Below are 20,599 nucleotides of genomic sequence, written 5' to 3' on the forward strand. Positions count from 1 at the left end.
TTCAAGATCCGAATGAATGAAGGGGATAGGAGAGGGTGACGTCCGCCCGGCGCGGCAGATCGAGCCGCTGCAGCTCCAACTGGAGGACGGCGCGACCGTCTTCCGACGCGGTCAGTTGGATGCGGCGCAGGCGGACACGGCTTTCCCAGCGCTGGAGCGCGATCGCGGTGGCGGCGTAGATCCGTAGGGGCAGGGAGCCGTTGAGCGGCTGGTCGATGAGGCGCGGCAGTTCGGACCCGTAGTCGCGGCGCATGACGCGCGAGCCGATCGGCGTCGAGAGGATGTGGGCGATCGACTGGCGCAGATGCTCCAGGCTGTTCGCCGCTATGCCACGACCCGAGGTGCGCGACAGGCCGATCGATGCGCCGATCATTGCTGGGGCGCTCCCGAAAGAGCCTGGCCAGCCGTGACCTTGGTGTGGAAGTGACCCTTGCCGGAGACGCCAGCGGCGACGACGTCGACGTCGGCCGCGATCGTGCCGCTGGACTGGAGGTCGCCGGTCAGGTCGACGTCGGCGGCGATCTTGAGGCCGCCCGGCGCGGTAATGGTCATGGAGCCGGGTAGGGCGAAGGCCAGGTCGCTGGCTTCCGGGTCATAGGAGACCAGAGCGCCGTCCTTGAAACGGACCGCATTCTTCAGCCCGAGGAAAAGGGCTGCGAAGGCGCGCGAGGGCAAGCCGTTGATGATGAACCCGCGCTCGATGTCGCCTTCGGGGCAGATGATGACGGCGGATGCGCCCGGCGTAGGCGGCGACCAGACGGTCGTGTCGCCCACAGCCATGATCCAGTCGAGCGGCGGCGTGAGGGTCTCGCCGATCCGGACGCGGGCAAGGCCAGCATCCAGATCGACGGAGTCGATGACGCCCTCGTGCACGACTTGGGCGAGCTGGCGCAGGGTTTCGTTGTTCGTGGCGCGGGCGGTCATCGCGGCGGACGATGGCGCAGCCCTTGCGGCTTATCGCGCGCCCGCTGTTGTCAGAGGGGTTCTGACAACAAGAGCTATGACCCGGTGGCCAGCAGGGCGGGATCCAGGACGGGCCAGTCGATCGCGTGGGGAAAGCTGTCCTGCTCGGGCACGTCGCGCAGCGCTTGGACGTGCGATCATTGAACCCGGCGGGCGCTATGCTGGAGACCCTGTCAGAGCTGGCGAGGAACGGTCATGTACGTGGCTTCGCAAATGCGTTCCTATGGGCCGAGACGCGCAGAGACTGGCATCGCGGACAGGCGGAAAAAGCCGCCCAAGCGGCCGAACACGCGGATGCGCGGTTCAGCCATGGCGGGAAATGCGCTGAGTTATAGGGGTTTGCTGACCGGCCTGCTGAGCAAGCAGAACCAGCTCAGGACGGTGGCGGAGAGGGGGGGATTCGAACCCCCGGTACGCTTCCACGTACGCCGCATTTCGAGTGCGGTACATTCAACCACTCTGCCACCTCTCCGCGGGTCGGTAGTCCCTAATGGGGCTGAGCGAGCGGCTTCTCTAATCAAAGGCTGCGATGGCTGCAAGCCATGACGGCGAAGAAATTTGAACGGCGGTTCAACGCTGTCCGGGAAGCGACAGGCCGAAGGCGCCGCCATCGCCGGGTTCGGGTCGGACATGGCGGAACAGTTCGGCGGGACGGCCGCCGGTGTCGCTGGTGAAGACGCCCGTGGGCTGGACCAGGCCGGTGCGCTCGACGCCGCGGCGGAAGTTCTGCTTGTGCAGCGACAGGCCCGCCACGGCCTCGGCCGCCGCCTGCAGTGCGGACAGGGTGAAGGTCGCGGGCGTGAGGTCGAACAGGACGGGCCGGTACTTCAGCTTGCTGCGCAGGCGGGCGACGCCGGTCGCCAGGATACGGCGGTGGTCGGACGTCATGGACAGGTCGCCGAGCGGAGCGGGGGCTGGGCGACCGTTGTCGCGGGCGGATTCCTCGACCAGACCCGCCTCATAGAGGAGTTCATAGCGATCCAGCACGCGCTCCTCGTTCCAGCGGGCGCCGGGCGTGAGGGCGAACAGGGCGTCGATGCGGCCCTTGCGCGCGGCGTCGTCGACGGCCCAGGCGCTCAGGGCGGGGATCAGGCGTTCCATGACGGGCGGGCGGCCCCGACGCCAGTCCTCCCAGGGGAAGACGTGGAAGATGGGCGTCCATGCCGCGTCGCGGCCCGAAGCGTTGAAGCTGGCGGAAGCGCCGAAATTGGCGCCTTCGGCGGCGTCGGCGGTCAGGGCGAGGTAGCCGACCGAGATCTCGCGCGCGCGATCCGGGCCGGGCGTGGCGCGCGGGGCGTCGCGGCCCAGGTCGCCGAAGGTGTAGAGCTGTTCGACGAAGCCCAGGGGGAAGCCTGTCTGAGCCGCCACGAAGTCGCGGAGCGCCAGCTCGAAGGTTCGGTCGCGCGCCGGATCGAAGGGGCCGAAGGGCAGGGCGGGGGCGCCGTCGGGAGCGTGGGTGGTCAGGACGACGGCCTCGCGGTCCCGCAGGGCGATGATCACCGCCGACAGGCCGATCCTTATGCCGGTGTGGGAGGATGACGCCTCCGTCCGCCCCTGGTCCATGCGTCTCCCTTGCGCCCGCTTTCTATTCCGTGTGCCAGGCGTCGGCGCCGGGCAGGATTCCGACAGCTTCGGCCAGAACGCGATAGCGGTCCAGATAGCGCTCCTGGGCCACGGCGGCGGGCAGGGGTTCGATCACCAGATCATAGCCGGGGGGCGGAGCGCCGAAGATCTGCAGGGATTCGCGGCGGGTGAATCCGGCCAGTTGCGTCGCCTCATAGAAGGCGCAGGCCTTGTCGGCCTTCTTGATCAGCGACTTGATCGTCTGCGGGGTCTTGGGCGGCAATTGGAAGCGGACGTGGATCGCCGCCTCCAGTCGGGCCTCGAAGTCCTTGTAGCTGGCGCCCAGGGCCGATTTGAACGGCGAGATCATGTCGCCGATGACGTATTCGGAGGCGTCGTGAAGCAGGGCGGCCAGGCGCCATTTCGGCTCAAGCCCCGGGCGAATGTGGGCGGCGATCTCCTCGACCACCAGCGAGTGCTGGGCCACCGAGAAGGCGTGCTCGCCGATCGTCTGGCCGTTCCAGCGGGCGACGCGGGCCAGGCCGTGGGCGATGTCCTCGATCTCGATGTCGAACGGCGAGGGGTCCAGCAGGTCCAGGCGGCGGCCGGATAACATGCGTTGCCAGGCGCGCGGCGGCTTGGGTTTGCGGACTCGGGGCGCGGGGCCGGCGTCTTCGATTTCTTCGGCCAAGGTCTTGATGCTGCGCATGCTCAGGCTGGTGACTCAGACCGAACGCGCGATCAAGGGCGGCCGTTGCGATAGATGGGGGTTAATCGCCGACGTTGAGCGTCACCAGGGCCTTGGCGGCGTCGAACAGGCGGTCCGGGTCGCGGTCCTTGCTGCGGACGGTGGCGACGACGATGGGGCCGCCGACCGGGCCGCGCGCTTCATAGCCCACGGTGCGCCAGCCGCTGGCGGACGGCTCGTTCGCGGCCATCAGGAAGGTCGAACGCACGGATTCGCCCGAGGCGCTGGTGCGGATGCGTGCGGCGCTGTCGGTCGCGTCGATGTTCACGGCGTCGTCTCCGGACGAGACGTTGACGCGGCCGCTCTTGTCGTCGGCGCGGATGGTCAGGCCGCCGATGCGGATGTTGGCGCGGTCGCCGTCAGCCTCGATCTTCATGCCGGGCAGGCGGACGGTGGCCTTGTCGCCCTGGGCGTCGACGCGCAGGCCCGGCATTCTGACCTGGGCGGAATCGCCTGCGACCTCATCGGCGACCCTGGACGCCTCGGCGGCGGCTCGGTCGGCGTCAGCCTCGGCGCGGGCGGCGTCCGCTTCGGCCTTGGCGGCGGCGGCCTCCGCTCGAGCGTTCTCGGCCTCCACCTGGGCCATGGCTTCGGGCAGGTCGGCGGTCAGACGGGTCTCGAAGGGTTTCAGCGCCGTCTGGGCCGAGCGGCCGTCCAACTGGACCAGTTGCAGGATGACTTCCGATCCGCGCGGGCCGCCGTAGACGCAGGACCCGTCGGCCCGGGCCGACCCCTTGCGTGTCAGCACGCCCTGGGTCTGGGGGCATTGCAGGGCGTCGACCACCTTCAGCACGCCGGATGAATCCGAGGTCGTGGAGGTGGTGATGCGCACCGAGCCGCCGTTGTCGCAGGCGGCGGTCATCAGCGCCAGGGCGATAACGGGCCAGGTGATGTGTTGCATGGTCGGCTCCACTCCAGGCCCCGATTGTGCGCCATAAGCGCGGCAGGGCCAGTGAAATCGCGGTAATCGAAAGACGACGGGAAAGCGGCTGAAATCAGCCGCCGGGGCGGGCGCCTTCGCGACGGCTCATGAAGGCCAGGCGCTCGAACAGATGCACGTCCTGCTCGTTCTTCAGCAGGGCGCCGTGCAGCGGCGGGATCAGCTTTCCCGGCGTCTTTTCGCGCAAGGTCTCCGGCGAGACGTCGTCGACCAGCAGCAGCTTCAGCCAGTCCAGAAGCTCCGAGGTCGAAGGCTTCTTCTTCAGGCCCGGCGTGTCGCGGATTTCATAGAAGGTCTTCAGCGCTTCGGCGACCAGGCGCGGCTTGATGCCGGGGAAGTGGACCTCGACGATGTCCTGCATCGTCTCGGCGTCGGGGAAGCGGATGTAGTGGAAGAAGCAGCGGCGAAGGAAGGCGTCCGGCAGTTCCTTCTCGTTGTTCGAGGTGATGACGACCACGGGGCGGACCTCGGCGCGGATCGTCTCGTCCGTCTCCTGAACGTAGAACTCCATGCGGTCGAGCTCCTGCAACAGGTCGTTCGGGAACTCGATGTCGGCCTTGTCGATCTCGTCGATCAAAAGGACGGGGCGGGCCGGGGCGGTGAAAGCCTCCCACAGCTTGCCCTTCTTGAGGTAGTTGCGGACGTCGTGGACGCGTTCGTCGCCCAGCTGGCTGTCGCGCAGACGGCTGACGGCGTCGTATTCATACAGGCCGTTGTGCGCCTTGGTCGTCGACTTGACGTGCCAGGTGATCAGCGGGGCGTTCAGCGCACGCGCCAGTTCATAGGCCAGGACCGTCTTGCCGGTGCCCGGCTCGCCCTTGATCAGCAGCGGCCGTTCCAGCGCCACGGCGGCGTTGACGGCGACCTTCAGGTCGTCGGTGGCGATGTAGTTGGACGTGCCTTCGAACCGGCTCATGCGAAACCTGCTCCATTCCGGGGGAAGGGAGCAGGTAGCTTAAAGAAATCCGTGTGAACAGGCGGCAGGGTCAGGTGATGCGCTTGGCCGACACCGGGTCGCTGGCGGGGAAGGTCTCCTCGACGCCCTCGTCGATCAGGGCTTCCTGACGGTTCTCGGCGTCCTTCTCCTTGTCCTTCAGCTGGTCGGGCTTGCCGCTTTCGTGCGGTGCGCGCTTGGCCGGAGGGGTGTTCGGGTCGGCGTCTTCCTGGGCCTTGGTCGGATGATGGTCGGTCATGAATTCCCTCACTGTTCAGGGCCGTAGCCCAGGTCCTCTATGTCGTCGTCGGAGAGACGCCTGGCCTCCCAGTGGGCGGCGCTGGCCTGGGCGCCGCGCTGATTGCGCATCAAGCCGGCATAGACCAGCTCGACCTCGTCGGCGCCCGACGCCGGGGCGCCGTCGCCGTCGGTTTCGCTCAGGCGCACGCTGTCGACGCCCAGCAGGGCGTCAGCCTCGGCTTCCATCCCGTCCAGGGCCAGGTCGCCGTCCAGATCGGCGTCGTCTTCATCAAAGGGTTCGGGGTCGGCGTCGCCGTCCAACTGGGTGACGTCCAGAACGTCGTCGGCTTCGTCGAACGACAGGTCGCCGTCGCCTTCATCGTCCAGATGGGTCTCGTCATAGACCTCGGCCTGGTCCTGGCCGTCGGCGTCAAAGTCGGGGGCTGGCATCATCGTCTCCCTTCGAAAAGCTCAACGGCTCGGCTCGTCAGGGCGTTCCCATCAGCCGGAACGCGACGCGCCAAATGAAGAGATGGTTAACCACGTCGCTTTACAGTTCTTCAGCGGCCGGCCGTCACGGTGAGGGCGGCGCCACGGAGACCTTCCCTTGCCTCTGAAACTGTCGCTGAAGCCCGGCGAAAAATTCGTGCTGAACGGGGCCGTCGTGCAGAACGGCGACCGTCGCGGCGTCCTGGTCCTGCAGAACAAGGCCAGCGTCCTGCGCGAGAAGGACATCATGCAGCCCGAGGACGTGACCACGCCCGCGCGCCGCATCTACTTCCCTGTCATGATGATGTATCTGGACGAGGCGGAGGCGCCGAAATTCTATGATGAATTCGCCCTGCGCCTGACCGAATTCATGGGGGCGGTCCGCAATCCGGCCGTCCTGACGGAATGCGTCGCCTGCTCCAAGCACGTGCTGGCGCGTCAGTATTACAAGGCCCTGATGGGCGCTCGCAAAATCGTCGATTACGAAGACCAAAGGCTCGGCAATGTCGCTTCAGGCGTACAAGACGGCGGCGACGCGGGCTGAATCCCCGCGTGAGATGGAGTACCGGCTGTTCGGCCAGGTGACGCGCGCCCTGATGCACGCCGCCACCCTGGACAAGTCGGATGTCGCCGGGCGGATGGACGCCCTGGACTGGAACCGCCGCCTGTGGTCCACGCTGGCGACCGCTTGCTCGGATTCGACCAACGCCATGCCTCAGGCGATGCGGGCGCAGTTCATCTCGCTGAGCCTGTTCGTCAACCGCAACACGTCCGAGGTCATGAGGGGCGAGGACGACTTCTCGACCCTGATCGACATCAACCGCATGATCATGCAGGGACTCAGCGGCCAGACCGACGCGGGCTGACGCGGCTCCGGATCTCCTAGAAGAGGTTTGCGGCCCAGCTGGCGATGTTGCCGACGACCGCGACCACTGTGGTCCAAACCAGGGCCAGATAGACGCCGCACACGGCCGTGCCGAAGAAACCGGCCAGGATGAAGGCGCCGTCCCGCTGGATGATGCCCAGGCCGAACAGGGCCAGGGTCAGGCCGGGCAGGGCGTCGCCGAAGGGCACCGGCAGGGCCATCATCATGGCCAGCAGGATGCAGATCACGCCGATCGCCACATCCGCGGCTTCGCCGGTCAGAACGGGCCAGCGCGGCTTGGTCAGCCGCTCGACCCGGCGCAGGCGGGGCAGAATCTTCTCCGCCGCCGTCCGATAGGAGGCGCGGCTTACCGACAGGTTCAGCAGCCAGCGCGGCAACCACACCTTCTCTCGCTGCAGCGCCAGCTCGGCGGCGATCAGGATGATCGGCACGGAAAAGACCGCCTTGCCGCCCGGCGGCCAAGGGAAGAGCGCCATCAGGGCCAGCATCAGGATGACGGCGCCGAAGCCGCGCTCGCCGAAGGCCTCGACCATTTCGCGAAGGGACAGTTTGTCGGACTCGCCCTGATCCAGCCGGTCCTGGCCCAGGCGCTCCAGCACGTCGGAGAAGGTCCGCCCCTCATCGGGCGGCGGCGTGGAAACGAGCGTCATCAAGCGAGACTCAGAGCGATATCATGCGCGACGTTAGGGGCGCGCCGCGACTTGCGCCATCCCCGCCGCGAGGGTTGCGACGAAATAGGCGTCTAGTGTTTTGAGACGTGCTCGGGTTTGCCCTTGCGCTTGGTGTGGGCGAACTCTTCAAGCTGCTTTTCGCTCATCGATTCCATCATGGATTTCGACGCGCCCTTCAGCTTGGATTTGGGCGTGTCGCCGCGCTTGGCCGACAGGGCGGCTCCGGCGGCTTTCTGCTGGGCGGCGGACTTGGCGGGCATGACGATCTCCTTCCGAGTGAAAGGCAACCGTCCGCCCGCCTTAGGGTTCCGTCAGCTTCCCAGAAGCTCGCGGCCGATGAGGAAGCGGCGGATTTCATTGGTGCCGGCGCCGATGTCGTAGAGCTTGGCGTCGCGGACCAGGCGTTCGACCGGCCATTCCTTGGTGTAGCCGGCGCCGCCCAGGGCCTGGACGGCTTCCAGCGTGACCTTCACCGCGTTCTCCGAGGCCAGCAGGATGGCGCCGGCGGCGTCATAGCGGGTGGTCAGGCCCTGATCGCAGGCGCGGGCAACCGAATAGACATAGGCGCGGGCGCTATTCAGGGCGACGTACATGTCGGCCACCTTGCCCTGCATCAGCTGGAAGGAGCCGATGGCCTTGCCGAACTGCTTGCGGTCGCGGACGTAAGGCAGGACGACGTCCAGCGCCGCCTGCATGATGCCCAGCGGACCGGCGGACAGGACGGCGCGCTCATAGTCTAGGCCGCTCATCAGCACGGCGGCGCCGCGCCCTTCGCCGCCCATGATGTTCTCTTCGGGGACTTCGCAGTCCTCGAACACCAGTTCGGCCGTGTCCGAGCCGCGCATGCCCATCTTGTCCAGCTTCTTGGAGACGCTGAAACCCTTCATGCCCTTTTCGATCAGGAAGGCGGTGACGCCGCCGTTGCCGTCGCCGGTGCGGGCGTAGACCACCAGGGTCTCGGCGTGCGGGGCGTTGGTGATCCAGAACTTGGTCCCGTTCAGGACGTAGCGGTCGCCCTTCTTTTCGGCGCGGGTGCGCATGGACATGACGTCCGAACCCGAACCGGCCTCGGACATGGCCAGGGAGCCGACATGTTCGCCCGAGATCAGCCTGGGCAGGTATTTCGTCTTCTGTTCGGGCGTGCCCCAGCGGCGGATCTGGTTGACGCACAGGTTGGAGTGGGCGCCGTAGCTCAGGCCGATCGAGGCCGAGGCGCGCGACACCTCCTCCATCGCCACCACGTGTTCGAGGTAGCCGAGGCCGAGGCCGCCGAACTCTTCCTCGACCGTAATGCCGTGCAAGCCCAACTCGCCCATTTCGGGCCACAGGTCGCGGGCGAACTCATTCTTCTCGTCGATTTCGGCGGCGCGGGGGGTCAGCCGTTCGGCGGCCCAGCGGGCGGTCGTGTCGCGGATGGCGTCAGCGGTCTCGCCGAGGCCGAATTCCATGGATTGGGGCGCGAAGGGTATGCTCATGCCCAAAGGCGTAGCATTGCGCGCGGGCTTCGCAAAGACGCCTGTTAGCGGGACTGTTTGTGCTGTGGGTCGGTCGCCGTCGGCGCCTTGGCGCGCAGGGCGCTCCAAGCCGCCATGCCGATGAAGACGAGGCCGGCGATCGCCAGGCCGGCGCCGATCAGGACGGTCGCGTCGCTCGTCTCCGGGGCGCGCCAGGCGCGCTGGAAGGCGGCGATTCCGGCGAGGAAGGCGAGGACGCCGACGCCGCCGATGAACAGGACGGCGCCCTTGTCGCCCGGCGTCGCGTCGGGGGCTGTGCGCGCTTCGTGGCGCAGGACGGGCGCCGTGGGCGGCGGGGCGGCGGCGGGCGGCTCGGCGGCGCCCGGACCGCGCACCGGGGCGGTCAGCAAGGCGTCCAGCGAGGCAGGCTGATCGGGGGCCGTGTCGAACAGGGCGCGCTCGGCCGAGCGGCGGCGATAAAGGGCGTCGACGGGCGGCGAGGCGCGCTCTGGCCATGCGGACAGGGCGGCGGCGGCTTCGGACGGAGCGCCGGCGTCCAGACTGGCCTGGACGTCCGATCCCTGGAACCGCTCCAGGCCGATGGAGAAGATGAAGCTGGCCAGGGCGTCGAACTGATGCTGGTTCAGGGGCAGGCGCACCCGGTCGTTCAACAGGGCGACGATGGGCATCAGGTCGTACTGCAGCAGCAGTTCGGCCTCGGTCTCGCTGACCACGGCGTCGGGGCGGGCCGAGCGGGCGTGGCCGTAGCCGATGACGGGCGTCCCGTCGCGGCGCAGCACGGTGCGCGGGCGAAAGCCCTCGAAGCTCTTGATCAGCAGAAGGCCTTCTCGAGAGACCTTGCGGCGTTGCGGCGCGGCTGCGGACACGGATTGACCCAATTCGAAACGGGCGTTCTCGCCCCGACGGGGGCGGAGCAAGCCTCATTCCGAAACAGGCGAGGCCGTTTCAGGTCAGGTTTAGAGCAGGACGATGGTCGCCAGGCCGAGAAAGATCAGGAAACCGAAGAAGTCGGTCGTCGCCGTGACGAACACGGCTGAAGACACGGCCGGGTCGAACTTGAGCTTGGACAGGGTCAGCGGCGTCAGCACGCCCACGCTGGCCGCCACAAGCAGGTTCAGGATCATGGCCGCAGCGATGACTGCGCCGATGCGCCAGTCGTGGAACCAGAAGCCCGCCGCCAGGCCGATCAGCGGCGCCAGGACGAAGCCGTTGGCCAGGCCGACCGCCATCTCGCGCCAGAAGGTCCGCAGGGCGTTGGAGGCGTTCAGTTCGCGCGTCGCCAGGGCCCGCACGGTGACGGTCAGGGCCTGCGTCCCCGCATTGCCGCCGATGGCCGAGACGATGGGCATCAGCACGGCAAGCGCCACGATCTGCTGGATGGTGCCCTCGAACAGGGCGATGACGCTGGCGCCCAGGACGGCGGTGAACAGGTTGATGCCCAGCCAGGGCACGCGGCCGCGCACGATCTCCATCACGCTGGACGAGCGGTCCTCGTCGGCGACCCCGGCCAGACGCAGGATGTCCTCGCGGTTCTCTTCCTGGATGATGTTGACCACGTCATCGACGGTCAGCTGGCCGACCAGTCGCCCGCCGACGTCGACCACAGGGGCCGAGATCAGGTGGTATTTCTCGAAGATGTAGGCGACCTCTTCCTGGTCGACGTCCACCTCGATGGGGTTCACCGGCTCCATCAGCTCGGTCAGCGGCGTGGCGCGCGGACTGCGCAGCATCCGGCTGATGGCGACCCCGCCGACCGGCCGGTTCATGGGATCGACCACATAGATGTCGAAGAAGAGCTCGGGCAGGTGATCGCCCTGGGCGCGAACGTGGTCGATGGTGTCGCCGACGTTCCAGAACTGCGGCGCGGCCATGAATTCGCGCTGCATCAGGCGGCCGGCCGAATCCTCTTCATAGCCGAGCGAGGATTCGATGGCGGCGCGTTCGACCTCGGGCATGGCGGCCAGGACGCGTTCGCGCTGGTCCTCCTCCAGGTCCTCGACGACCGAGGCGGCATCGTCCGAATCCAGTTCCTGAAGCGCTTCGGCCAGGGTGGCGGAGGGGACGCGCTCCAGCACCTTTTCACGGATGCCGTCGTCCATTTCCGGCAGGGCTTCGGCCAGCAGGTCCGGCGGCAGCCACTGGACCACGACCGAGCGGTGCTCGGCGGTCAGGAAGCCCATCAGGTCGGCGACGTCGGCGGGGTGCAGGTCTTCCAGCAGGCCGCGCAGCCGCATGCCGTCGCCGTCATCGGCCGCGTCCACCACCTTTTCGACGAAGGCCGCCGTCAGGGCGTAGTCTTCGCCGAGGGCGGCGTGATCATCGTTCTCGAGAGGGGAGTCTTCGGGGCGCAGAGGGGCAAAGTCCGTGTGGGTCACGTATCTGCCTCCTCTGGAGATTGATGTCAGCCGTATCTAGCCGAGATTCGCCCTGTCAGATCAGATGGTGCGGTCGAGAAGACTCGAACTTCCACGGGTTGCCCCACAGCGACCTCAACGCTGCGCGTCTACCAATTCCGCCACGACCGCTCGCATCGGAGGGCGGGCAATAGCGGAGAGCCGCCGGAAAGAAAAGAGCGTTTTGCGAAATCCGTCGCCGCCGAGCGATTTTCCTTCAAACCGATCTTCAGGCCGCGTCGGGTCGAGTAGGCGGGGCCTTCTGACCGTGGCCCAGCATCAAGCCGCGCCCGCCATGAAATCATACACATCCGCCGGCCGAGTCACCGTGATGGCGATGCGGTCGTCGCGAATCTCGATCTCGCCGCGCGCGACCGGGTGGTTGTTGGCCAGGATCCAGACCTCGTCCTTTTCCGAGGCGTCCAGCGGGATCACCGCGCCGCGGCCCATGCGCAGCAGTTGCTGCATCGGCAGGACCGAACGGCCCAGCACGACCGAAATCTCGACATCGACGGCTTCGATCTGGCTCAAAGAGGATACTCGCAAATCAACGGGCGGCCCTTGCGCCGCCGCGTTCGGCCCCACATTGAGGGCATCATGCTTGCCGACCCGTTAAACTCTTCCCAACGCAGCCTGCTTCGCGAGGACGGCCGTCCCGTCGAATGGGCCCTGTCGTCCGGCTATGTCGACTACCCCGCCGCCGAGGCCGCCATGGAGGCGCGCGTCGCCGCCATCGCCGCCGGAGAAGCCGAGGAACTGGTCTGGCTGCTGGAGCATCCGCCGCTCTATACCGCAGGCGTCTCGGCCAAGGACGACGACCTGCTGGCGCCCGACCGCTTTCCGGTTCACCGGACGGGGCGGGGCGGGCAGTTCACCTATCACGGGCCGGGCCAGCGCGTGGCCTATGTGATGCTGGACCTGAACCGGCGCGGCAAGGACGTGCGAGGCTTCGTCCACGGCCTGGAGGACTGGATCATCGGCGCCCTGGACCGTTTCGGCGTCGAGGCCGGAATGCGCGAGGGCCGCGTCGGCGTCTGGGTCGAGCGCAAGGGCGCGGGTTGGAGCCGCGAGGACAAGATCGCCGCCATCGGCGTCAAGGTCCGCAAATGGGTCAGCTTCCACGGCATCAGCCTGAACGTGGAGCCGGACCTGGACCATTTCGGCGGCATCGTGCCCTGCGGCATCACCGAACATGGCGTGACCAGCCTGGTCGATCTGGGCGTGCTGGCGACGATGGATGAGACGGACGACGCGCTGAAGTCGTCCTTCCAGCGGGTGTTCGGCCCGGTTCAGCCGGGCGTCGCGCCGCTCTGACGCCGAACGCCCGGCGCGGCCCCATAGCGATTGAAGGCTTTCTGGCCGGGCAGGACGGCCAGGTCGAACGCGATGAGCGCAAGGGCGGCGGTCGCGACCCCCGCCAGCGGCGTCAACGGCAGGGGCGTCAGCAACGGGGGCCATGCCAGGGCGAAGGCCGCCAGGATCAGCCCGCTCCACCAGCCTGAACGCCCCCGATCATGCAGACGCTGCGACAGGACGCAGAACCCGCAATAGGCCAGGGCGGCGGCGACGAGGGCGTGAAGCCAGCCGGGGATCGGCAGAAGAAGATCAGTCACGGTCCAGGCGCCGATCAGGCACGCTGCGCTCAGCACAAAGCGGAACCGGCCGACGCGCCCCGTGGAGTTCAGAAAAAGATCAACCAGGGCGGTCATTTCGCAAGCACGCGGCGTTCCGGCGCATTTTGCGCCTGCAGAACTCATGGCCTAGTCGGGAAACAGGCGCGCGTAAACGTCGCGACCGGGAAAGCGGTGCAATTTCGTCACAGGGGTGGCGACGGCGCCGTTATTGAGTCTAAAACACGCCCAACCCGCACTCTGACGGACTGGGAGAACCCCCATGAAAAGCCTGCTTTCCGCTTCGGCGGCCGTACTGGCCCTGACTTTCGCCGCCTCGGCCGCCTCGGCCCAGAACTTCAGCGATCTGGCCCGTCAGGATCTTCAGGCCATGCACGCGGCGCTGCGCGACAATCACCCGGCCGCCGTGGTGCCCGGCGAGGCCAGCGCGCCGTTCCGCGCCTGGCTGGACTCGGGTCTGGAGCAGGCCCAGGCCAAGGCCGGTCAGGTCAACAGCGGCGACAGCCACGCCTATTTGCTGCGCTGGTACGCCAACGGTTTCCGCGACTCCAACATCGCCGCCCGCCCGACCTACGAGGGTCTGGGTCCGTATTTCGCCACCAGCTGGCCGGGCGTGGCCACGGCCTGGCGCAACGGCCAGTATGTCGTCTCCTATGTTCAGGACGGCGTGCGCGGCGCGCCGCCGCTGGGCGCTGTCCTCAAGAGCTGCAATGCCGAGCCGATTGAGGATCTGGCCAAGGCCAAGCTGGATCAGTTCGAAGGGGATCTGACGACCGAGGCCGGCCGTGTCCGCAGCGCCCCCTATCTGCTGTGGAACCGCAATAACCCCATGACCACGGGCGTGCCGGGAACCTGCGAGTTCCAGGTCGGTCGCCGCACCCGCGATTACACCTTGTCGCCCCAGCCGGCGACGGCCCAGAACCTGGAGGCCGCCTATCGCGCCTCGGTCTATGTCCCGTCGGGCGCGCCTCTGTCGGTCGAGACGGTGAACGGTCGTCCGTGGGTCAACGTCCACTCTCTGGCTGACGATGCGGGGTGGGACGCCTTCTTCGCCCAGATCGAAGCCCAGTCCGCCGCCATCCGCGGACCGCAGGGCTTCGTGCTCGACCTGCGCGGCGCCAACGGGGCGTCGATCAACGCCACCACGCGCGGCTATGGCCTGGCCAACCGCATCTGGTCGCCGGAATTCACCGTCAGCCGCCAGCCTGAAGCCGGCCAGATCACCTATCGCGCCACCGCCGCCAACCGCCAGTGGTTCGCCGACACCCTGAACCGGATGGTGTCCGACCCGCGCTTCGTCCAGGAATCGGGCGCGGTGATCGAACAGACCCAGGCCATCGTCGCCGCCTTCGACAGCGCCATCGCCGCCGGTCAGCCGACCTTCGTCATGCCCGGCCGTCCGGCGACCCCGGACACCGGCGCGGCCAACCCGGTGCAGGGCCAGGTGGTCGTCCTGGTCGACGCCGGCTGCTCGGGCGGCTGCCTGGACACCCTGGATCTGCTGAGCCGCCTGCCCAACGTGCGCATCGCCGGGTCGACCACGGCCGAGGACACCATCTTCATCGAGCAGACCGTCCTTCGCCTGCCGTCCAACTACGCCGACCTGAGCTATGGCCATAAGGCCTGGACGACGCGCCAGCGCGGCAATAATGCGCCCTACGCCCCCTCGGGCGCGCTGGCCTACACCGGCGACGCGACGGACGAAGCGGCCGTGCGGACGTGGGTGAACGGGCTGTTCGGCGCCTAATCCCAACGATCATCTCGGGCTATTGAGGGCCGGACGGTGGAACGACCGTCCGGCCCTTCCTATTTGAGAACCATGACCCAGACCGAATCTCCCGCCGCCATGCGTTCCGCCTCCGGCTATGACCTGACGCCGCCGACCGACAGCCAGCGTGCGGTGCTGGAAGCCGACCTGTCGCCGGAGGAGAAGCGCGTGCTTCTGGCCCACGGCACCGAGGCGCCCTTCTGCGGGACCCTTCTGGGAGAAAAGCGGGCAGGGGTCTTTTGCTGCCGCGAGTGCGGCCTGCCGCTGTTCCGGTCGGTGACCAAGTTCGAGAGCGGCACGGGCTGGCCCAGCTTCACCGAGCCCGTCGACCTGGCTCACGTCCGCGCCGTGCGCGACGACAGCCATGGCATGGTGCGGGTCGAGACCCGCTGCGCCCGTTGCGACAGCCATCAGGGCCACGTCTTCCCCGACGGCCCCCCGCCGACGGGCCTGCGTTACTGCATCAACTCGGTCGCGCTCAGTTTCGTGGCCGACGGCGAACCCTTGCCTGACCCCCTGGGACGCGGGGATGGAGGGCGCGACGAAGGGACGGCCTGACCTTGGCCGCATTTGAGGGTAGGGTGATCGTGAACGGGAGTAGATGCGTATGTTGATCGAACTCATGGCCGCCTCCCTCTTGCTGGCGAGCAGCGACCCCGAGGGCGTGGTTTCGACCGCGCCGCGCGCGGGTTCGGGCGCCGTGCCGACGGCGAGCGCCGCCGCCCTGGCCGAGACGGTCAGCGACGCCTCGCCGGCCGTGACCCTGCAGACTGCGGCGCCTCACGGCCTGACGACCGAAGAGCAGATTTCCCGCTGGATCGGCGAGCGCAAGGCGGATGCGCCGCCCGTGGAAACCTGGGCCGACGCCTGGGAGGAAGCCGCTCCCCGCAAGATGCACGGCGTGGTCAGCGCGGGAATCGGCACGGGCGGCTACAAGGACTTCGGCGCGGCGGTGTCCCTGCCCCTGGGCGAGAACGGCACGCTGAACCTCAGCTTCAGTCAGACCAAGAACGCCCCCTGGAGCTACGGCTACGGTTACGGCCCCTACGGGTTCGATCCCTATGGCTTCGGGGCGGGCCGTTATGGACTGGGCGGCTATGGCTGGCGTGACGCCTACGGCGCCGTGCCGGGCCCCTTGGGCGTGCGTAGTCCGCGCGAGCGTTCCAGTCGGATCCGTCCGTTTGACCTCGACGATGAGCGCCGCGACACGCCCGACGACGCCTCGCGGTAGGATGGAGAGCCGCTGAAGTGCGGCCTGAGGGTCACGCCGTGCGCTTTTTCCCTCCAGGCGTCGCATCGCCGCATTCCCTTTCCATGGTCTGATCCCATATGCCCTCGGGCAAAGGATCAGTATGGACAGTTTGCTTACCTCGGCCGCCGACTTCATCGCCCGCAACGCCATGTGGGCCGGCGTGATCCTCGGCGTCGTGACCTTTTTCGAGTCCCTGGTCGTCATCGGCGCCTTCGTGCCGGCGACGGGGCTTCTGGTCGCGGCGGGCGGTCTGGTGGCGGCAGGCGTGCTGGATCCCTTCACCGTCATCGGCGGCTGCGTCATCGGCGCCGTCATGGGCGACGCCATCTCCTACTGGATCGGACGCCGTCTGGGCACGCGGGTGCTGCGCCACCATATGCTGGTCCCGCATCGCCGCAAGCTGGCGTGGACGCGCCTCTACTGCCGCCGTTATGGCGTGGCCTCCATCTTCATCGGCCGCTTCTTCGGCCCCTTGCGCGCCTTCGTGCCGGTGATGGTCGGGGTGCTGCAGATGCGACAGCGCGTCTTCCAGATCGCCAACGTCAGCTCGGCCTTCGTCTGGGTTCTGGCCATGTTGGCGCCGGGCTATCTGGCGGCCAAGGGCCTGGCCAGGCTGGAGATGATGAGCGAGGCCCACAACCCGACCCTGTGGCTGCTGGCCTTCGGCGCGGTGGTGGTGGCGCTGGTCGTCGCCATGCGTTGGCTCAAGGGTCGCGCGGCGCGGCGGAACGCCCTGCTGGAAGCCTCGGTGCGCGGGCTGGGGGAGTAACCTCCTCACCTCCGTTCGCGTTTCAAGGCGCAAGCGGGAGATTCCCAACCTCCGTCACTCTCGGGCTTGTCTCGAGCACTTCACGCTGCCTGCCTCCGCTCACCCCGGCGTCCGCCGGGATGAGCGGGAATGAAAGGCAACCACCAACACTTAGGGCCAACTGGATCACCACGAAAAAGGGCCCGGCGGATGCCGGGCCCTTTCGCGTTCCTGCCTTGCGGCGGGATCAGTTGTGCGTGTGGCTGTGCGACTCGGCGGTCGTGACCGTGCCCGAGGCGCTCCAGGCCTGACCGTCTTCGCTCTCGAACCAGAACGGCTTGCGCTCAGGTCCGCCGACCTCGTTCATGTGGTTATCGAACAGGCGGCCGTTGATCATGGTGTAGCCGATCTTGGTCGAGTCCCGCAGGTTCTCGAGCGGATTGGCGTCCAGCACGACCAGATCGGCCAGCTTGCCGACTTCCAGCGAGCCGATGTCCTTGTCCATGCCCAGGGCGCGGGCGCCGTTGATCGTGCCGACGCGCAGGGATTCGTGGGCGCTCATGCCGCCCTGTTCGAACATCCACAGCTCCCAGTGGGCGCCGAGGCCTTCACGCTGGCCGTGGGCGCCGATCTGGACCGAGACGCCCTCATCCATCAGCCGCTTGGATTCGCGGGCGATGGAGATGTGGTTCAACTCCTCCGGCGGGGTCTTCACCGGACGGCGCGAGCGCGAATCGAGGATGCGGCGCGGGACGTACTGGCTCAGGATCGGGTCCTTCCAGACGTCCGTGACCTCGTACCAGTGATTCTCGCCCCAGGCGCCGCCGAAGCCGACGATCAGGGTCGGCGTATAGGCCGTGCCCGTCTGCGACCACAGCTGCACCGCATCGTCGTACATGCGCTCCACCGGCACCGAGTGTTCGATGGTGGTGTGGCCGTCGACCAGCATGCTCATGTTCTGGTGGTAGAGCGAGCCGCCTTCCGGCACGACCATCATGCCCAGTTCGCGGGCGGCCTGCATGATCTGCTGACGCTGCTCGCGGCGGGGCTGGTTGTAGCTCTTCACGCTCCAGGCGCCGATCGCCTGCATGCGGCGCAGATGCGAGCGGGCGTCATCCAGGTCGTTGATGACCGCCGTGGTCGGCGTGGCCGCGCCATACAGGACCGTGCCGGTCGAGAAGATGCGCGGCGCGACGACGCGTCCGGCCTTGGCCAGTTCGCTGTGGGCGAAGATCTCGCTGTTGTCGTTGGACGGATCGTGCAGCGTCGTCACCCCGAAGGCCAGGGCGGCGTAGTTCATCCAGCTCTGCTGCGGGATGATTTCGTCCGAGCCCATGCGGCCGTGCCAGTGGGCGTCCACCAGGCCGGGGATGATGGTCTTGCCGGCCATGTCCATGACGCGGGCGCCGGCCGGAATCGTGACCGAGCCGCGCGGGCCGATGGCCTCGATGCGGTTGCCGTTGACGACCACCACGCCGTCCTCGATGACTTCCTCGCCCTTCATGGTGATCAGGCGGGCGCCGGACAGAACCGTCACGCCGCTGGGGCGGGCGTAGTCGGCGGTGAAGCCGATCTTGATCCCATGCTCGGCCGGCCTGGGCAGGTCGGCCGGGGCGCCGTCCATGAAGGCGAAGCTTTCGCTCAGCGGACGCGAGAACAGCTCCGGACCCATCGACCACTGCAGGCGGCTGGAGTCGCCCGACCAGTGCAGCCATTCGCCCGCGTCACGGGTGACGCGCGTCTGCGGCAGGGCCTTGCTGTCGGCGCCGACCGTGATGGCGCGGCCCGTCGAGGCGAAGGGCGCGATATAGGCGTTGAAGCGCTCGGTCCAGGCGATCCACTGTTCATCAGGGGAGACCGAGAACTCGGCCGCCCATTCGCTGCTGATGTGGTCGCGGACATCCTCGCCCGACAGGTTCATCGAGCGCAGAACGCGCTTGTCGCCGTCACGGGCGCTGACGAAGATGCGGTCGTTGCGCGCGCCGAACTGCGGGTTGGCGCCGGAATCGGTGATCTTCACCGGCTCGCCGCCGCGCGCGGAGATGCGGTAGACGCCCGGCTCGCGGCTCCACAGGGCCGAGCGCAGATAACCGTCGCTGGAGGTGCGGTAGACGATGGTCTGGCCGTCCGGCGAGAAGCGCGGCTCCAGATAGTGGCCGGGGTTGGTCGTGATGGTCCGGCCTTCGCCGCCCGCGACCGGAACGACGCGGATGGAGCCCAGCTTGTCGTCGCTCCAGGTCGTGTAGACGATGGACCGGCCGTCGCGCGACCAGGACGGATAGAGTTCGAAGTGGTCGCTCTGGCGCGTCAGGCGGCGGGGCGCGCCGGCGGCGCCGTCGCGCAGGTCGCGGATCCACAGATTGCCCAAGGCCTCGAACACCACCTTGGAGCCGTCGGGCGAGGTCTGGGCCCAGCGGACCATCTTCACTTCGAACTGGTCCGGCGCCACCTCGACGGGGAATCGGGCGGTCTCCTGCACTCGGCGGGTGTCGGTGACGCGGAAGGGGATGTCGCTGACGGCCTTGGACGCCACGTCGATGCGGCGGATCTTCCCGCCGGCCCAGATGACGATGGAGCCGTTGTCCGGGGTCCAGCTGAAGCCCGGATAGACGCCGTGAATGGCCCAGGTCTCCTGCATGTCGCGGTCCAGGGCGTCGTAGATCGGCGTCTCGCGCCCGGACTCCAGGTCCATGACGTAGAGCGTCGACTGGTAGCGATCGCGGCGCACGAAGGCCAGGGACTTGCCGTCCGGCGAGGGGGTGGGGCGCACCGAACCGCCCGGACCGGTGACGAAGGGCTTGATCTCGCCCGTCTCGCGATCCAGGCGACGGATCACATAGAGCTGGGTGTTCGGGTCCTTGGAGTAGTCGAAGACGCCGCCCGGCGTGGCGTCGTCGCTGAAGTACATATAGCGGCCGTCTGGCGAGAAGGCGGGCTCGCCCGTGTCCTTCTGCTGGGTGCGGCGCTCGGTCAGCTGCACGCCGCTGCCGCCGCCCGCGCGGTGGTACATCCACATTTCGCCTGCGCCCAGCGAGCGCGAGGAGGTGAAGTGCTTGCGGCCGACGACGAACTGGCTGTCGGGCGTCCAGGTCGGGGAGTTCAGCAGGCGGAAGGTCTCGTTCGACACCTGACGCGGGTTAGAGCCGTCGCGGTCCATGACCCACAGGTTGTCGCCGCCCGCGCGGTCCGAGGTGAAGGCGATGAAGCGGCCGTCCGGCGAATAGCGCGGCTGCATGTCCCAGGCGACGCCTGAGGCGATGGGGCGCGCCTCGCCGCCGGTGATCGGCATCACATAGATGTCGCCCAGCAGGTCGAAGACGATCTCGCGGCCGTCAGGGCTGACGTCCACCGCCATCCAGGTGCCTTCGTCGACGTTGATGTTCACGTCGCGCTGGGCGCTGCCCGTCGGGTTCTGCACATCCCATTTCGGCGTGGCGGCCGAGGTCGTGTCCTGGGCGAACGCCGGAAAGGCTACGGTCAGAACCGCAGCCGTAGTCAATAGAACGCGCTTCATGGAAGCCCCCTCGGCTCTCGAACGTATACAGATACGTCGAAGCTAGCGGTGAGGGCTGGGACTTGGCTAGTCGGGATAAGGCGCTGCGGCCCGAATAATCTTCGGCGAACCGGCGGGCATTCCTGAGGTGGTACGCGGATAGGCCGATCGGCCGTGCTGTCGCCTTCGCCCAAGGCGATGAAGACGCATTGTTCTGTCGGGAGGGGCCTGAAATGGTCGAGGCCCAAACCGTTCAGGTTTGGGCCTCGATGGTGCCGCCGGGCAGGATTGAACTGCCGACCTCAGCCTTACCAAGGATGCGCTCTACCACTGAGCTACGGCGGCGGGTCACTGAGGAAGCGGCCGTATAGCCAAAGGCTTCGGCCGGGCCAAGCCCAAAATGCA

The 20,599-nt window shown here is 67.6% G+C and carries 23 protein-coding genes, 3 tRNA genes and 1 pseudogene; 7 read left to right on the forward strand and 20 right to left on the reverse strand.

What is annotated here, in order from left to right; all coding sequences use genetic code 11:
• Window position 1: 1 nt before the first annotated feature.
• The 10 genes and pseudogenes from ACWGL1_RS09255 to ACWGL1_RS09300 form a co-directional block, all read right to left on the reverse strand.
• Window positions 2-373, reverse strand: coding sequence for a GPW/gp25 family protein (locus tag ACWGL1_RS09255; protein WP_452111826.1), 372 nt, complete (start codon window positions 371-373; stop codon window positions 2-4).
• The gene (locus ACWGL1_RS09260) at window positions 370-924 is read right to left on the reverse strand and encodes a phage baseplate assembly protein V (RefSeq protein WP_452111827.1); all 555 of its coding nucleotides are present in this window, start codon (window positions 922-924) and stop codon (window positions 370-372) included. Before ACWGL1_RS09260 ends, ACWGL1_RS09255 begins: the two co-directional genes overlap by 4 nt.
• Window positions 925-998: 74 nt before the next feature.
• Window positions 999-1,091 (reverse strand): annotated as a pseudogene (locus ACWGL1_RS09265) (phage tail assembly chaperone); the annotation flags it as partial.
• Between the two features lie 254 nt (window positions 1,092-1,345).
• Window positions 1,346-1,435 (reverse strand) — tRNA-Ser (locus tag ACWGL1_RS09270).
• Window positions 1,436-1,533: 98 nt separating this feature from the next.
• On the reverse strand, window positions 1,534-2,526 hold the full coding sequence (locus ACWGL1_RS09275; RefSeq protein WP_452111828.1) for an NUDIX hydrolase: 993 nt from the start codon (window positions 2,524-2,526) through the stop codon (window positions 1,534-1,536).
• A 22-nt stretch (window positions 2,527-2,548) separates the two neighbouring features.
• Window positions 2,549-3,142: an HD family hydrolase gene (locus tag ACWGL1_RS09280; RefSeq protein ID WP_312219911.1), complete on the reverse strand. Its 594-nt coding sequence runs from the start codon at window positions 3,140-3,142 to the stop codon at window positions 2,549-2,551.
• Window positions 3,143-3,296: 154 nt separating this feature from the next.
• The gene (locus tag ACWGL1_RS09285; RefSeq protein ID WP_291783139.1) at window positions 3,297-4,175 is read right to left on the reverse strand and encodes a methyltransferase type 11; all 879 of its coding nucleotides are present in this window, start codon (window positions 4,173-4,175) and stop codon (window positions 3,297-3,299) included.
• Between the two features lie 94 nt (window positions 4,176-4,269).
• Window positions 4,270-5,130 (reverse strand): AAA family ATPase, encoded by an 861-nt coding sequence (locus ACWGL1_RS09290; RefSeq protein ID WP_291783137.1) that lies wholly within the window; start codon window positions 5,128-5,130, stop codon window positions 4,270-4,272.
• A gap of 70 nt (window positions 5,131-5,200) precedes the next feature.
• Window positions 5,201-5,407, reverse strand: a complete 207-nt coding sequence (locus ACWGL1_RS09295) for a hypothetical protein (RefSeq protein ID WP_291783135.1) — start codon at window positions 5,405-5,407, stop codon at window positions 5,201-5,203.
• An 8-nt stretch (window positions 5,408-5,415) separates the two neighbouring features.
• Complete coding sequence (locus ACWGL1_RS09300) at window positions 5,416-5,841, reverse strand: hypothetical protein (protein ID WP_346522622.1); 426 nt, start codon at window positions 5,839-5,841, stop codon at window positions 5,416-5,418.
• A 154-nt stretch (window positions 5,842-5,995) separates the two neighbouring features.
• Between ACWGL1_RS09300 and flbT the strand changes: the two genes are divergently transcribed.
• On the forward strand, window positions 5,996-6,421 hold the full coding sequence (gene flbT, locus ACWGL1_RS09305; RefSeq protein ID WP_452111829.1) for a flagellar biosynthesis repressor FlbT: 426 nt from the start codon (window positions 5,996-5,998) through the stop codon (window positions 6,419-6,421).
• Complete coding sequence (flaF, locus tag ACWGL1_RS09310) at window positions 6,381-6,743, forward strand: flagellar biosynthesis regulator FlaF (RefSeq protein WP_046653005.1); 363 nt, start codon at window positions 6,381-6,383, stop codon at window positions 6,741-6,743. Before flbT ends, flaF begins: the two co-directional genes overlap by 41 nt.
• Window positions 6,744-6,759: 16 nt before the next feature.
• On the opposite strand, the gene ACWGL1_RS09315 is transcribed toward flaF, so the two are convergent.
• The 7 genes from ACWGL1_RS09315 to ACWGL1_RS09345 form a co-directional block, all read right to left on the reverse strand.
• Complete coding sequence (locus tag ACWGL1_RS09315; RefSeq protein WP_343831485.1) at window positions 6,760-7,413, reverse strand: exopolysaccharide biosynthesis protein; 654 nt, start codon at window positions 7,411-7,413, stop codon at window positions 6,760-6,762.
• 92 nt (window positions 7,414-7,505) lie between these two features.
• Entirely contained in the window at window positions 7,506-7,694 is a 189-nt protein-coding gene (locus ACWGL1_RS09320) for a DUF3008 family protein (protein WP_024353207.1), read from the reverse strand.
• Between the two features lie 51 nt (window positions 7,695-7,745).
• Complete coding sequence (locus tag ACWGL1_RS09325; protein WP_452111830.1) at window positions 7,746-8,909, reverse strand: isovaleryl-CoA dehydrogenase; 1,164 nt, start codon at window positions 8,907-8,909, stop codon at window positions 7,746-7,748.
• 44 nt (window positions 8,910-8,953) lie between these two features.
• A complete protein-coding gene (locus ACWGL1_RS09330; protein ID WP_452111831.1) occupies window positions 8,954-9,826 on the reverse strand; it encodes a lysozyme in 873 nt (290 codons plus the stop codon).
• Between the two features lie 39 nt (window positions 9,827-9,865).
• Window positions 9,866-11,284, reverse strand: a complete 1,419-nt coding sequence (mgtE, locus tag ACWGL1_RS09335; RefSeq protein ID WP_291783113.1) for a magnesium transporter — start codon at window positions 11,282-11,284, stop codon at window positions 9,866-9,868.
• Between the two features lie 65 nt (window positions 11,285-11,349).
• A tRNA-Leu gene (locus tag ACWGL1_RS09340) sits at window positions 11,350-11,434 on the reverse strand.
• Between the two features lie 147 nt (window positions 11,435-11,581).
• Window positions 11,582-11,833, reverse strand: a complete 252-nt coding sequence (locus ACWGL1_RS09345) for a FliM/FliN family flagellar motor switch protein (protein ID WP_003164329.1) — start codon at window positions 11,831-11,833, stop codon at window positions 11,582-11,584.
• A 66-nt stretch (window positions 11,834-11,899) separates the two neighbouring features.
• Between ACWGL1_RS09345 and lipB the strand changes: the two genes are divergently transcribed.
• Window positions 11,900-12,616 (forward strand): lipoyl(octanoyl) transferase LipB, encoded by a 717-nt coding sequence (gene lipB / locus ACWGL1_RS09350; RefSeq protein ID WP_452111832.1) that lies wholly within the window; start codon window positions 11,900-11,902, stop codon window positions 12,614-12,616.
• Here lipB and ACWGL1_RS09355 read toward each other — a convergent pair.
• Window positions 12,592-13,011, reverse strand: a complete 420-nt coding sequence (locus ACWGL1_RS09355) for a DUF805 domain-containing protein (protein WP_452111833.1) — start codon at window positions 13,009-13,011, stop codon at window positions 12,592-12,594. The two genes, lipB and ACWGL1_RS09355, sit on opposite strands and share 25 nt — an antisense overlap.
• 184 nt (window positions 13,012-13,195) lie before the next feature.
• Between ACWGL1_RS09355 and ACWGL1_RS09360 the strand changes: the two genes are divergently transcribed.
• From ACWGL1_RS09360 to ACWGL1_RS09375, 4 genes are all read left to right on the forward strand, one after another.
• Complete coding sequence (locus ACWGL1_RS09360) at window positions 13,196-14,680, forward strand: hypothetical protein (protein WP_452111834.1); 1,485 nt, start codon at window positions 13,196-13,198, stop codon at window positions 14,678-14,680.
• A 72-nt stretch (window positions 14,681-14,752) separates the two neighbouring features.
• Complete coding sequence (gene msrB / locus ACWGL1_RS09365) at window positions 14,753-15,259, forward strand: peptide-methionine (R)-S-oxide reductase MsrB (RefSeq protein WP_452111835.1); 507 nt, start codon at window positions 14,753-14,755, stop codon at window positions 15,257-15,259.
• A gap of 43 nt (window positions 15,260-15,302) precedes the next feature.
• Entirely contained in the window at window positions 15,303-15,932 is a 630-nt protein-coding gene (locus tag ACWGL1_RS09370) for a hypothetical protein (RefSeq protein ID WP_312219577.1), read from the forward strand.
• A 121-nt stretch (window positions 15,933-16,053) separates the two neighbouring features.
• The gene (locus tag ACWGL1_RS09375; protein WP_291783090.1) at window positions 16,054-16,722 is read left to right on the forward strand and encodes a DedA family protein; all 669 of its coding nucleotides are present in this window, start codon (window positions 16,054-16,056) and stop codon (window positions 16,720-16,722) included.
• A 226-nt stretch (window positions 16,723-16,948) separates the two neighbouring features.
• On the opposite strand, the gene ACWGL1_RS09380 is transcribed toward ACWGL1_RS09375, so the two are convergent.
• Entirely contained in the window at window positions 16,949-20,215 is a 3,267-nt protein-coding gene (locus tag ACWGL1_RS09380) for an amidohydrolase family protein (protein WP_452111836.1), read from the reverse strand.
• A gap of 249 nt (window positions 20,216-20,464) precedes the next feature.
• A tRNA-Thr gene (locus ACWGL1_RS09385) sits at window positions 20,465-20,539 on the reverse strand.
• Between the last annotated feature and the right edge of the window lie 60 nt (window positions 20,540-20,599).

The organism is Brevundimonas sp. NPDC055812 (assembly GCF_053616535.1).